The following is a 12,925-nucleotide window of genomic DNA, read 5'->3' as shown; positions in this document are numbered from 1 at the left end:
GACCCCGGTGACCCGAAAATTTATCGGCGTCGCGGAGGATGTTTGGCCGGCGTAATTGCCAGGCTGGCATACCCGTCGTTGGAAAACACCGAAGGCACATCGGGACTGCAACCCCGATTTATTCCCTCCGGCGTGACGACAAGAAAGGCAACACATACGGATTGAACACAGCAGCCGGTCGCCATTTTATGATCAACCGACGATGACCCCGCCGTCGTATCCAGCAGGCGCTCAACGCCCTGCGAGGATACTGGCGCAGCCTTTGTTGCCATGGCGGGCATGCTCACGATGCTGACGACAAGCAGGCAGATCAATGCAAGCATGGCCAGCGGCGATTTCGCCACCCCACCATCTCTGCATAGCCTGGTCATCTTCAGCATCCGAACCTATCCATGGATACAATCCTAATACCCCAATGAACGCCGGGAAATGCGCGAGGTCAATATTTCTATATTCATAAACGGCTAATCAGTTGACAAAAATCCCCGAGGCAAACCATATTTGGCCGTTGAGTGGTGCCCCCTATAAAAGCGATAGAGCTTTGGGGCTTAATAGGGAACGCAGGAGGAATCTACCCATCAGGGGATTTCAGACCTGGGCTGCCCCCGCAACTGTAGACGGCTTGTCCGATGCATTGAGCCACTGGTGAGGTTTCGACAACACCGGGAAGGCGTATCGGATAAGAAGCCGTTAGCCAGGAGACCTGCCATTCAGAAGTCCGATTTCGGGCTGATATCTACGATCAAACGCGGAGGGAGTTATGACTGATCGTGTACTGACCCAGGGGCATAGCAATGCCACTGTCAGCATCCAAAACCGGGTTGCAGCGGCCGTTGTCGCCGGTCTGCTCGGTGTCTTCATGATCTATGGTGTTGGTTTCGCCCAGCCGTCCACGCTGCATAACGCAGCTCACGACGCACGGCACTCCTTTACCTTCCCGTGCCACTAATCCTGGCATAACGGGAGATCATAATCGTGATTCAACGAGTGTTGATGACCGCGATCATCGCCGGCTTCATAGCCGGCGTGTTCGCATCTGCCGCCCAGTCCGTTAAGGTAATCCCCCTTATTCTGGAAGCCGAAACCTATGAAACCGGCACTGCCGACGCCCATGACCATGGCGAAGAAAGCCATGGTGCCGTCGCGGCAGAAACAGAAGCCCACAGCCACGACCATGATGCTGGCGACTGGGCTCCGGAAGATGGTTTGGAACGGACTGCCTTTACCCTGCTCAGCAATGTCGCCGCCGGTGTCGGTTTCGGCTTATTGCTTTGTGGGGCAATTGTCCTGCGTGGACGGGATGAAGATGTCAAAACCGGTGTCCTCTGGGGCCTAGCCGGGTTTGCCGCCTTCTCACTTCTGCCAGCGCTCGGCCTGCCGCCGGAAGTGCCCGGCACGGTTGCCGCGGACCTTCAGGCCCGCCAGATATGGTGGTTTCTGACCGTTGCCTGTTCTGCCGTGGGACTGGCCCTTATTTTCCTGAAGCAAGGCCATATCTGGACCGGTCTGGGCGTAGTCCTGATTGCCGTTCCTCATATCGTCGGCGCGCCGCATCCGGATGTTCCGGGAGGCACAGTACCGCCGTCGCTTGCTGCGGAATTTGCCGTGGCCTCCCTGGTATCGGCCCTGCTTTTCTGGCTGGTGCTGGGTGCCTCGACAGGATGGCTTTACAACCGTTTCAATAAATCAGCCTGACCAATAAACCGGCCTCCCAGGAGGCCGGTTTTCTGCTATCCACGAATAAGATCAAACCCAGATCAGGGCCAGTTGCAGGTCGGCCACATTCGTGCCGGTGCCGCCGATTTTGATCAGGTCCCCGGAAAGCGACAAGGCATTATAGGCGTCATTTTCCGCCAACAAAGCCGCCGGGTTCCCCCCGGCATCCCGCATTCGGGCCAACGTCTGGGCATCCACCACAGCACCTGCGGCATCCGTCGGACCATCGCGACCGTCGGTGCCCGCGCTCAGGAATTCCCAGTTCATCCCCAATTCCTGCCTTTCGGCCTCAATCGCAAAAGCGAGCGCAAATTCCTGGTTCCGTCCGCCCTTGCCCTTACCGGAAAGTGTCACGGTCGTCTCACCACCAGCCGTCACGGCCATTGGCCCCCGCTTCACGTCCTTGTTCAGTGTCTTGAGATAGGCAACCAGCTTTGCCGCCTCGTCCCGGGCTTCCCCTGTCAGGGCATCATCATAGCGCCTGACCACAATGCCTTGTTTGGTAACCGCCTCCTCCATCGCTTTCAGACTCAAGGCATTGCTGCCAACCAGCGTGTTATGTACCTGCCGGTCAACATCACCGCCCGGTTTGGGCGTCTCGGGCAACAATCCCTGATGACCTTTTCGCAGCCGCGCCAGTACCGCAGCCGGCAGTTTGGTCCAGACGCCGTAATCCTTCAGGATTGCCCGGCAGAGCGAAAATCGCGTCGGGTCCGGCACGGTCGGCCCGCTGGCAATTGAGGAAAGGTCATCACCGATCACATCCGACAGGATCAGGGCATGCACGCAAGCCGGTAATGCCTTTTGCGCCAACTGTCCACCCTTGAGAGCAGAGAGATGCTTGCGCACCGCATTGACCTGGCTGATCCCGGCCCCGGAGGCCAGTAGCAGGTCCGTGGTCTGAATTTTTTCATCCAGGGAAATGCCTTCGGCAGGCAGCGGCAGCAAGGCCGAGCCGCCGCCACTGACCAGAACCAGGACCAAATCCTCTTTCGTGGTCTGGTCAAGCAAAGCAGCAATTTCCTGTGCTGCCTTCATGCCGCGCGCATCCGGCAGGGGATGCCCGGAGGCAAAGACGCGGCAACCGTCCATTTCCCGGAAATTCTCGTCATTGGTCACAACAATGGGCGGGGCCGCCAGATACTCCGGAGGAATTACAGCCAACGCCCCTTCGGTCATCCCGCAGGCAGCCTTACCGAAAGCAATCAGGAAGACATGTCTCCAGACGTCCTTGACACCGGCAACGGACAGGCCGGTCTTTTTCACGGAAAGGGCAGCACGCACCGCCTTGTCCGGATCGGCCGCCTTCACACCGGCAAGGAAAGCGGTTTCCGCCAAATCCCGTGCCTGAGAGATACCCATACGCTCCTGCAACGCCATGTCATTCCCCTGCGGACAATCTGATCCGTATCGTCGAATCAGACAACCACATCCGGCGGCGTCTCACCAGCGAAGAACGCTTTCAGGTTTTCCACGACCTTCATGCCCATGGCGGTCCGGGTCTCAGTGGTCGCACTGCCCAGATGCGGCAAAAGCACCGTGTTTTTGGCAGATAGCAGCGCCGGTGCGATATCCGGTTCGCCCTGGTAGACGTCCAGACCTGCGCCTGCGATCGTGCCATCATTCAAGGCTGTTGCCAGCGCCTGCTCGTCAACCACATCGCCGCGGGCGGTATTGATCAGATAGGCCGACGGCTTCATCCTGCCGATGCGTTCCGCATTCATCAGATGGAAGGTTTCCGCACCGCCCGGACAATGGAGCGAGACGAAATCCGCAGTTTCCAAAACTTCGTCGATACTATCGACCTGACGGGCACCCAGACTGCGCGCCTCAGCCTCATCGACCTTGGAGCGGTTATAGAAAGCCACGTCCATACCGAAACCATGATGGGCACGGTGGGCTACGGCCTTGGCGATACGCCCCATGCCGATGATGCCCAAAGTCTTGCCCGTTACCTGTGTGCCCAACAAATGCGTCGGCCGCCAACCGGTCCAGGCATTGTCGCGCACTTCCCGTTCGCCTTCACCCGCCCGACGGGCCACCATCAGGATCAGGGTGAGCGCGATATCCGCCGTGGCATCCGTCAGCACGCCGGGGGTGTTGGTCACCCTGACCCCTGCCGCCTTCGCCGCCTCGATATCGATATGGTTGAAACCGACCCCGAAATTGCCGAGGATTTTGGTGCGAATGCCCTCACCTGCAAAGATCGCCGGGCCGAGCTTGTCCGACACCGTCGGGCAGAGGGCATCCGCACGCATCATGGCATTGCGGATTTCATCTTTGGTCATTGGCCGGTCATCGGTGTTCAACTCAACATCGAACAGACGCTGCATTTCCGCCTCGACCTGTTCCGGCCAACGTCGTGTCACGATCACTTTTGGCTTGGACATTCAGATACCTCTTACAATCGGTTTCGATGGTTTCCCCCGAAAGGGGCCCCCGGTTGGTGAAGCGAGATAGGGGTCTGTATTACACCAACCGGGGATCTTGTCACGCCGCAGGCTTACCCGCCAGGGCTTGCGCCATGGTGGAGCCTAACTCCGATGGGTTAGGCGCGACAAGAGCACCTGCTTCCTTCAGGATTTCCACTTTTTCAGCAGCGGATTCCCCAAAGGCAGAAACGATCGCCCCGGCATGGCCCATCCGGCGGCCCTTTGGCGCCGTCAAGCCCGCGATATAGGCGACAACCGGTTTCGACATATGATCGCGCATGAATTGGGCGGCATCCGCTTCCTGCGGGCCACCGATTTCACCGATCATCATGACCGCTTCGGTTTCAGCATCCTGTTCGAAATGTTCCAGGATATCCTGGAAGGAACTGCCGTTGATCGGGTCTCCGCCGATGCCGATGCTGGTGGAAATCCCGATGCCCAGCGCCTTCATCTGGGCGGCGGCCTCATAGCCCAGCGTGCCGGACCGGGCGACAACGCCGACCTTGCCCGGCATATAGATATGGCCCGGCATGATGCCCATCATCGCCTTGCCCGGGCTGATCGACCCGGCACAGTTCGGCCCGGTCAGGATCATGCGCTGCTCCCGCTTGTAACGGCGCATATAGCGTTTCACCTCGATCATGTCCTGGGCGGGAATGCCGTCGGTGATGCAGACCGCATATTGGATGCCCGCATCTGCCGCTTCCATGATGGAATCCGCGGCGAAGGGCGGCGGTACAAAGATCACGGAGGCGGTAGCACCGGTTGCCTCCACCGCCTCTCGCACGGTGTTGAAGACCGGCTTGCCCAGATGGGTCGTGCCGCCCTTGCCGGGTGTCACCCCGCCGACAACATTGGTGCCGTAATCCATCATTTCCTGGGCGTGGAATGTCCCGATCCGGCCGGTGAAGCCCTGGACGATAACGGGGGTGGTCTCGTTCAAAAGAATAGCCATTTTATCCTCCCTCTCGTCCTAGGCCGATTTGGCCGTGTTGTCGCGCCAGGCCTGAACGGCCTTGTCTGCCGCTTCGCCCAGGCTTTCCGCCGTGATGATCGGCAGGCCGCTGTTTTTCAGGATTTCACGCCCCTCTTCCACATTGGTGCCCGCCAGACGGACCACCAGCGGGATTTTCAGGTCGATATTCTGAACCGCCTGGACCACGCCTTCGGCCACCCAGTCACAACGGTTGATACCGGCAAAGATGTTCACCAGGATCGCCTCGACCCCATCATCGGCCAGCACCGCCTTGAAGGCCTTGGTCACCCGCTCCGGCGACGCGCCGCCACCGATGTCAAGGAAGTTGGCAGGCTCCCCACCGGCATGTTTGATCATGTCCATGGTCGCCATGGCGAGGCCCGCACCGTTGATGATGCAGCCGATATTGCCGTCCAGCCCCACATAGGACAGACCGCGATCCGCCGCATAGGTCTCGCGCGGGTCTTCCTGTGATTTGTCGCGCAATTCCGCAATATGCGGACGGCGGAACATGGCGTTTTCGTCAAAGCTCATCTTGGCGTCGAGCGCGACCAACTCGCCTTCGCCGGTCACCACCAGCGGGTTGATCTCCACCATGGTGGCGTCCATTTCACGGAACGCCCGATAGCAGCCCAGGATCGCCTTTTCCGCCTTGCTGATCTGGCCTGCTTCCAGGCCCAGCTTGAAGGCGATTTCACGCGCCTGGAACGGTTTCATGCCGACAGCACTTTCCACCGCGACGCGGATGATGCTGTCGGGCTGTTCCGCAGAGATTTCTTCAATCTCCATGCCACCAGCCGCAGACGCCACGACGCAGACCCGTTCATGTTTCCGGTCCAGGACGAAGCCGAGATAAATCTCCCGGTCGATATTGGTCGCCTCTTCCACATAGAGGCGATAGACCGTCTTGCCCTGCGGACCGGTCTGGTGCGTGACCAGGGTCTTGCCCAGCAGGTCGTCTGCCGCTTCCCAGATTTCCTTGTCGTTTTCGCAGACGCGGATGCCGCCCGCTTTGCCGCGTGCGCCGGAATGGATCTGAGCCTTCACCACCCATTTGTCGCCACCCAGTTCACGGGCGCGATAGGTTGCCTGTTCCGGGCTGTAGGCGAGGCCGCCGCGCGCGATCGGCACGCCGAAACCGGCCAACAGTTCCTTTGCCTGATACTCATGGATATCCATTGGATGTCCTCCCTGTTCTGCCTGCCTGCTTACGCGGAGCGCGCCTTGATCGCCTGGTCGATATTCACGACATTTTCCGCCATACGGGCAGAGGCCGCGTCGATCATCTTGCCGTCCAACTGAGCAGCGCCACGCCCGGCAGCCTCTGCCTCGCGCAGGGCTTCCAGGATGCGATGGGCGCGGTCCACTTCCGCTGCCGGCGGGGAGAAGACGTCATTGGCCAGTTCGATCTGGGAGGGATGGATCGCCCATTTCCCTTCAATACCAAGTGCGGCTGCACGTTTCGCACCCAGGATATAACCGTCCGGATCGTTGAAATCGCCGAACGGACCATCGATGGCGCGCAGGCCATAGGCCCGGCAGGCAACCGTCATGCGGGACAGGGCAAAATGCCACTGATCGCCCGGATAATCCGGGTTCAGGCCACCGATATTGACCGTACGCGCGCGGTTGCTGGCGGCATAGTCAGCAACACCGAAATGCATGGCTTCCAGGCGTTTGGAGCCTTGAGCGATGGATTCAACATTGGCCATGCCAAGCGCCGTTTCGATCAGGGCTTCAAGCCCCACCTGACGGGTGTAGCCCTTGGCCTGTTCGATCTGGTTGCACATGGCCTCTACCATATAGAGGTCCGCCGGGACGCCGACTTTCGGCACCAGGATCGTATCCAGCTTGTCCCCGGCCTGTTCCATGATATCGACCACGTCGCGATACATGTAATGGGTATCCAGACCGTTGATACGCACAGAGATCGTCTTGCCTTTGGCTTTCCAGTCGATGTCGTTCAGCGCCTGGATGATATTGGCACGGGCCTGTTCCTTGTCCGGCGGGGCAACCGCGTCTTCGACATCAAGGAAGATATAGTCGGCAGCACTGTCGGCGGCCTTGTCGATCATCGACGGGTTCGACCCCGGCACGGCCAGTTCGCTGCGCTGCAAGCGGGAGACAACGGGCTGATAAATTGTGTGACTCATGGCATAAACCTCTCAAGAATAGGGTCTGAAGGTCGCGTCTTATTCAGCGGCCAGGGCCTGCGCCCGCGTTGCGGTTTCACGGAAATATTCTTCCGCTGCGGCCACACCACTGCCGGCCTCGATCGGGATACCCAGATCGCGCATGGTCATTTCGCAACCGGCCAGGGCTTGCAGGATCATCAACTCGTTCAGGCTGCCCAGATGGCCGACACGAAAGACCTTGCCTGCAACTTTCGACAGGCCGACGCCCAGCGACAGGTTGTATTGGTAGTAGGCATGTTTCACGACCTGGTTGCCGTCAAAGCCGTCCGGGACGGTCACGGCGGTTACCGTGTCGGAATACCATTCCGGCCCCTTGGCGCAGACACCGATGCCCCAGCCGTCGATTGCCGCACGGCGAACCGCCTCGGCCATGCGGTGATGACGGGCAAAGACGTTTTCCAGCCCCTCTTCCAGCAGCATGTCAACCGATGCGCGCAAGCCGCGCAGCAAGGTGGTTGCCGGGGTGTAGGGGAAGTAACCCTGTGCATTCAGGCGGATCATGTCTTCGAAATCGAAGAAGCAACGGGTCGATTGTGCGGTGTGGCGTTTTTCCAGAGCCTTCTGGCTGACACCGACGATGGCCAGACCCGTCGGCAGCATGAAGCCTTTCTGGGAGCCGCTGACCGCCAGATCCACACCCCATTCGTCCATGCGGAAATCGATGCTGGCGATGGAACTGACGCCATCCACATAAAGCAACGCCGGGTGATCGGCTGCATCCAGCGCCTTGCGGACCGCCGAAATGTCAGAAGTGACACCGGTTGCGGTTTCGTTGTGACAGCAGAAGACCGCCTTGATCTCATGGGCCTTGTCCGCCTCCAGGCGTTTGGCATATTCCTCAACCGGAACGCCCGTGCCCCACTCAACGTCGATCACATCGACGTTCAACTTCAGGCGCTCGCACATATCCACCCAGAGATGGGAGAACTGGCCGAAACGGCTGATCAGGACCTTGTCGCCCGGCGACAGCGTGTTGGTGATCGCCGCTTCCCAGCCACCGGTGCCGGAACCCGGGAACAGGAAGACCTGACCGGTTTCAGTCTGAAAGACCTTCTTCAGGTCCTCGAACAGCGGCTTGGTGAATTCCGGAAAATCCGGCGCGCGCATATCTTCCATGGAAAGATCAATCGCGTTGCGAATACGATCCGGCATGTTGGTCGGTCCGGGGATGAATAATGCGTTACGACCCGCCATGAGACACAATCTCCCTAAGCTGATGCGCGACCGAGCGGTATCACCTGTCCTGATTTAGGACGCAGTTCCCCCCTCCCACAAAAGGCGTGGGAAATTGGAAAATCTGTTCGGAGAAGACCTGCTTTTTATTCCATCCGTACAAGGATGGCGGCCACGTTGTTAAACCCTTACCCGAAACCATAATCGGGCGACAGAATATTGCGGTATTTTCAGTAGGGGCAATGTACGGCCTACGACGAATTTGAACTAAATAGCGACCTATCTGGTGGTAAAATTGCCATACAATGGAAATATAATACGCGACTAAAAAAAGCGGCTTCCGCCGGGAAGCCGCTTTCTTGTCAGGTCATTCAGGTCTGTTAGCTGGAGATTGACCGCAGTTCCGCCAACAGGCTGTCGCCAACGCCATGCTGGCTGATCACGCCCAGAACATCTTCTACACGCGGAACACCGGAACGCTTGGCAACGACCAGCGCGGTTGTATGCTCCCGCCGCGCCATGCGCCGAAGCACGTCGTCCAGAATGTTCCCGGACCGCGCCAGAACGAACTTCCGGTTGGTATAGCTGCGTACCAAGCTGTCCGGTGCGGTGATTTTCCGGTGCAAAAGCGCATCAATATTCTCGATCACCCCGAGGACATGTCCGTCGTGGGCCACCAGAACCGGGCCGCGTTTCTCGCCAAAGTCCGCAGGCAGTGCCTCTGCCAGGGTTTTGTCCGCGTCCAGCACATAGGAAATGTCATGCATGACGTCCTTGGCCGGGTGGACCATGAACATGTTACTGTGCCGGTCCTTCGGAATATGGTGACCGCGGCTGAGCAATTTGATCGAGTAGATATTTTCGTCGATCAGCATACGGCGGATGCCCACCGCAATGGCGACCGCGATGATCATCGGCACGATGATGTTATAGTCGCGGGTCATCTCGAAGACCATCACAATGGCAGTCAGCGCCGCCCCGGTAGAGGCCGCGTTGACGGATGCCATGCCGACCATCGCGCCTTCGGCGGCGTTCATGCCCGCCTCAGGCAGGACAATTGCCGCAATCCCGCCGAACAGGCCACCCAGCGCCGTTCCCAGGAACAGCGACGGCGCGAAGACGCCGCCCGACGCACCCGCGCCAAGACTGATCGAGGTGGCCGCCAGCTTTGCCAGGAACAACAGCGCCAGCAGCGGCAAGGCATTCATTGTCCCCTGCAGAACCGCCTGGATCGTTGCATAGCTTGTGCCCGCGATGAACATGTGACCGGCCTGGCTCTGGAACAGATAGAGCATGACCCCCACGGTCCCCATGCCGAGAATGGCTTTGACATAGTCATTAAACGGCAGGCGTTCGAACAGTTCCTCCGCGGAATGCACGCCCCGGATAAAGGACCAGGCCGCCAGGCCGCAGGCGATCCCCAGAATGGCATAGCCGATAAAGCCGAAGATATGCAGCGGCGCCAGTTCCGGTGCATGGGCGATCGGAACCACAAAGGCGGGCTGCAGGCCGAAGAACAGGCGCCCCACATAGGTCGCCGTGCCGGTTGCCACGACCACGGGCAGGAAGGTGCGTACGCTGATCTCCGGCATCATCAGTTCAACGGCGAAGATCACCGCGCCCAACGGCGTGTTGAAGGTGGCCGCGATCCCCGCACCGGCACCGGCCGAAAGCAGCACGATCCGCTGTCCGGCAGGCAGCTTCGTCCACTGCGCAAGACTGGACCCCAGGGCCGCACCGATCTGGATGATCGGGCCTTCGCGACCGACCGACGCGCCCGTCCCGATCGACAGGGCGGAGGCGAGCGATTTCACGACGGCCACGACCGGGCGGATCGCACCCTGGCGGAAATAGACCGCATCAATCACCTCGGGCACGCCATGACCGCGAGCCTCCGGGGCAAATTTCTTCACCAGGAAGACCACAATCAGCCCGCCTATTATCGGCACCAGGATCAGGGCCGGACCCCACTCGCTTGGCGGGCCGAAGACGTTGGCGTCATAAACGGCGGAAAGTTCACCATGGAAGGCAAAATTGTGAATAACACCAACCATAAAGCGGAACACGATAGCGCCAAAGCCGGTAACGACACCGACAGCAAGCGCCATGATCGAGAGGGACAGAAGCGAAACCCGCTTTTTCCCTCGTTCAAGTGCAGCCGCAGAGGTTTTAGACCCCCCGGCCGTTTGGGCTAGAGGAGCTTGTTTATTTTCCATGGTCTCTTTGAGCATATTTTATGTGTACAAACTAAAAAGTTTAGCTGCCTAAATATGGGCAGGCGTTGTCAATAGTATGTCTTGACGCATTACGCAAGGCACCCCATGTAACAAGATTTTTGAATTTGGGTCATACTTGCTGACCGTTTCCGGGTTGAATTTGGCTTACACCAACCCGGAAACGATACATCGTCCTGTCACATATTCATGCTTTAATGGTTAATTTCAGACCGGCGATCATTTACCCGCAGCATCCGCCGTCACGCGGCCTGTGCTGCGGGTTTCAGGCTGTCGGGCGGGTAAAGGCCGCGCGGGCCTTCTCCACCTTTTCCCGCATGATACAGCCCTCCACATGATCGTTGATCAGCCCCATGGCCTGCATGAAGGCATAAACCGTGGTCGGGCCGACAAATTTCCATCCGCGCTTTTTCAATTCTTTGGACAAGGCAACGGATTCCGGCGAGGTTGATTGGCTCTGCGGCGCGGCAAGCTGTGCCGGGTCCGGCTCATACCGCCAGACGAAAGCCGCCAGAGACCCCTCCTGATCAATCAGTTCCCTTGCCCGTGCGGCATTGTTGATCACAGCCTCGATCTTGCCGCGATGGCGGACGATCCCGGCATCCAGCAACAGGCGCTCGCGATCCTTTTCCGAATAATCTGCAATCCGGTCGAAATCAAAATTGTGAAAGGCGGCGCGAAAATTCTCACGCTTGGCCAGGATCGTGCGCCAGCTTAACCCTGACTGAAAACTTTCCAGACATAACTTCTCGAACAAGCGCCTGTCGTCATCAACCGGAAAGCCCCATTCCCTGTCATGATAGTCGAAAAATTCACGGGCCGCCGCACACCAGCCACAACGCGGTTGCCCATCCGGGGCTTCTATCGTCTTGCTCATTGTTCTAGCGCCCTTTTCAGCTCAGCAGGAAATTGAGACGCTCGTCAGCCCTGGCCGGTGCGATCTCATGGATTTCTGCCGTCACAATGTCTTCCGCGACGAAAGGATCGTCCTTCACACGGGCTTCCAACGCGTCACGGGATGTGCCATGGGCCAGTACAGCCCCACCCAGATCGGGCGTCAGGCTGCCGACCATCAGGAAGACACCGTCATCAAAACCCCGCTTTATCCAAGCCTTGTGGCCGTCCATGAACTGACCGGCCTTCGCCCTGTTGCCGGAGAATTTGAGGAATACAGCAAACATATTTCCCGCCCCTATTCGGATTTTATAGATGTTTCGCCTTTGATAACGCTGTCCAGCCAGTCGCACATCTGGCTCACTTCCGCCTCCACAAAAGCATCGTCCTGGAAGGCGTTGAACAGCGTTGCGACACCCTGGCTGCGGGCCAGCAGATGCATCGCCAGTTCATCAGCCTCATTTTCCCGGCCTAACGCCACGAATTGACCCTTCAGCCAGCGGTGAAACAAGGTGAAAAGATCGTTCGCATCTGCCTGGGCAGCGTGGCCCAGCTTGGCAAGTTCACTGCTCAAGGTGCCGACCGGACAGCCATACAGCCTTATCTTGGCCTGATTGGTTATCAGAATTTTGATGAAACAGCGGATACGGCCCGCCGGGTCTCCGCCGTCAACCTCCCACTGCGCCAGCATTTTTTTTGTATTGGCAAACCGCAGGGCAATCACAGCATCCAGAATCTCGTCCTTGGACTTGAAATGGTAATAGAAGTTGCCGCGGGAAATCCGCACCGCGTCGGCGATATCGGCAAAAGACGTATGCTCAAAGCCCCGCTGGTAGAAAAGCTGATCGGCCGCCTCCACAATGCGATCCCGCGTTGTCATTTCCCCCATCTCACCCTCCTCAGGACATTAGCGTAGACAATTAGGACAAACGTCCTATATCGCAATCCAGTATTAGGGCAAACGTCCTACTCGGTCAAGAACCCTGCTCATGGGGGCTTGCCGTCCCGAGGAGCAACCGGATTTCAGAAAGGCTGGAGAGGCCCTAAGATTGTTCATGGGACAAGCAACCTGAGGTGCCCTTGACCTCACACGTCTTGACAAAATAACATGTTTATGATTTTGTTCTATATATGTTCTTTTTAGAGGAACAGAACAACTCAAAACCAACTCATAGATTTCAGAATTCCTGGTAGCTCAACGCCCAGGGAATTTAGATAACTGCGCCTGCCCGGCCGGGACATCAGACCCGACAACCATTAGGCAGATAACGCCTCCCCAAAATCCAACCAATCGCAACCGGCCAG

Annotated in this window: 13 protein-coding genes and 1 riboswitch; of the genes, 2 read left to right on the top strand and 11 right to left on the bottom strand. The window is 58.4% G+C overall.

Going from position 1 to position 12,925, the window contains the following annotated elements; genetic code table 11:
- Positions 1–20 precede the first annotated feature (20 nt).
- Complete coding sequence (locus tag IF205_RS04790) at positions 21–380, bottom strand: hypothetical protein (protein WP_259782154.1); 360 nt, start codon at positions 378–380, stop codon at positions 21–23.
- Between the two features lie 116 nt (positions 381–496).
- Positions 497–725: riboswitch (cobalamin riboswitch) on the top strand.
- A 35-nt stretch (positions 726–760) separates the two neighbouring features.
- On the opposite strand from IF205_RS04790, the gene IF205_RS04785 reads away from it, so the two are divergent.
- Both IF205_RS04785 and IF205_RS04780 read left to right on the top strand, forming a co-directional pair.
- On the top strand, positions 761–949 hold the full coding sequence (locus IF205_RS04785) for a CbtB domain-containing protein (RefSeq protein ID WP_259782153.1): 189 nt from the start codon (positions 761–763) through the stop codon (positions 947–949).
- A 26-nt stretch (positions 950–975) separates the two neighbouring features.
- The gene (locus IF205_RS04780) at positions 976–1,695 is read left to right on the top strand and encodes a CbtA family protein (protein WP_259782152.1); all 720 of its coding nucleotides are present in this window, start codon (positions 976–978) and stop codon (positions 1,693–1,695) included.
- 51 nt (positions 1,696–1,746) lie between these two features.
- On the opposite strand, the gene IF205_RS04775 is transcribed toward IF205_RS04780, so the two are convergent.
- The 10 genes from IF205_RS04775 to IF205_RS04730 all read right to left on the bottom strand — a co-directional run bounded on the left by IF205_RS04775 (position 1,747) and on the right by IF205_RS04730 (position 12,509).
- The gene (locus IF205_RS04775; protein WP_259782151.1) at positions 1,747–3,096 is read right to left on the bottom strand and encodes a glycerate kinase type-2 family protein; all 1,350 of its coding nucleotides are present in this window, start codon (positions 3,094–3,096) and stop codon (positions 1,747–1,749) included.
- A gap of 38 nt (positions 3,097–3,134) precedes the next feature.
- Entirely contained in the window at positions 3,135–4,106 is a 972-nt protein-coding gene (locus tag IF205_RS04770) for a 2-hydroxyacid dehydrogenase (protein WP_259782150.1), read from the bottom strand.
- 100 nt (positions 4,107–4,206) lie between these two features.
- Positions 4,207–5,103: a succinate--CoA ligase subunit alpha gene (gene sucD, locus IF205_RS04765; RefSeq protein WP_259782149.1), complete on the bottom strand. Its 897-nt coding sequence runs from the start codon at positions 5,101–5,103 to the stop codon at positions 4,207–4,209.
- A gap of 18 nt (positions 5,104–5,121) precedes the next feature.
- Positions 5,122–6,303, bottom strand: a complete 1,182-nt coding sequence (locus IF205_RS04760; RefSeq protein WP_259782148.1) for a malate--CoA ligase subunit beta — start codon at positions 6,301–6,303, stop codon at positions 5,122–5,124.
- 29 nt (positions 6,304–6,332) lie between these two features.
- Positions 6,333–7,277 (bottom strand): HpcH/HpaI aldolase/citrate lyase family protein, encoded by a 945-nt coding sequence (locus IF205_RS04755; protein ID WP_259782147.1) that lies wholly within the window; start codon positions 7,275–7,277, stop codon positions 6,333–6,335.
- 39 nt (positions 7,278–7,316) lie between these two features.
- Entirely contained in the window at positions 7,317–8,513 is a 1,197-nt protein-coding gene (bhcA, locus tag IF205_RS04750; protein ID WP_259782146.1) for an L-aspartate--glyoxylate aminotransferase BhcA, read from the bottom strand.
- Positions 8,514–8,872: 359 nt separating this feature from the next.
- Positions 8,873–10,708: a chloride channel protein gene (locus IF205_RS04745; protein WP_259782145.1), complete on the bottom strand. Its 1,836-nt coding sequence runs from the start codon at positions 10,706–10,708 to the stop codon at positions 8,873–8,875.
- Between the two features lie 283 nt (positions 10,709–10,991).
- Positions 10,992–11,603, bottom strand: a complete 612-nt coding sequence (locus tag IF205_RS04740; RefSeq protein WP_259782144.1) for a DNA-3-methyladenine glycosylase I — start codon at positions 11,601–11,603, stop codon at positions 10,992–10,994.
- 16 nt (positions 11,604–11,619) lie between these two features.
- On the bottom strand, positions 11,620–11,907 hold the full coding sequence (locus tag IF205_RS04735) for a YciI family protein (protein WP_259782143.1): 288 nt from the start codon (positions 11,905–11,907) through the stop codon (positions 11,620–11,622).
- A gap of 11 nt (positions 11,908–11,918) precedes the next feature.
- Entirely contained in the window at positions 11,919–12,509 is a 591-nt protein-coding gene (locus IF205_RS04730; protein ID WP_259782142.1) for a TetR/AcrR family transcriptional regulator, read from the bottom strand.
- Between the last annotated feature and the right edge of the window lie 416 nt (positions 12,510–12,925).

Source organism: Aestuariispira ectoiniformans, from assembly GCF_025136295.1.
Taxonomy (GTDB): Bacteria; Pseudomonadota; Alphaproteobacteria; order UBA8366; family Aestuariispiraceae; genus Aestuariispira_A; species Aestuariispira_A ectoiniformans.
The sequence above is the reverse complement of the archived record's forward strand: the minus strand, read 5'-3'. Positions and strand labels throughout refer to the sequence as shown.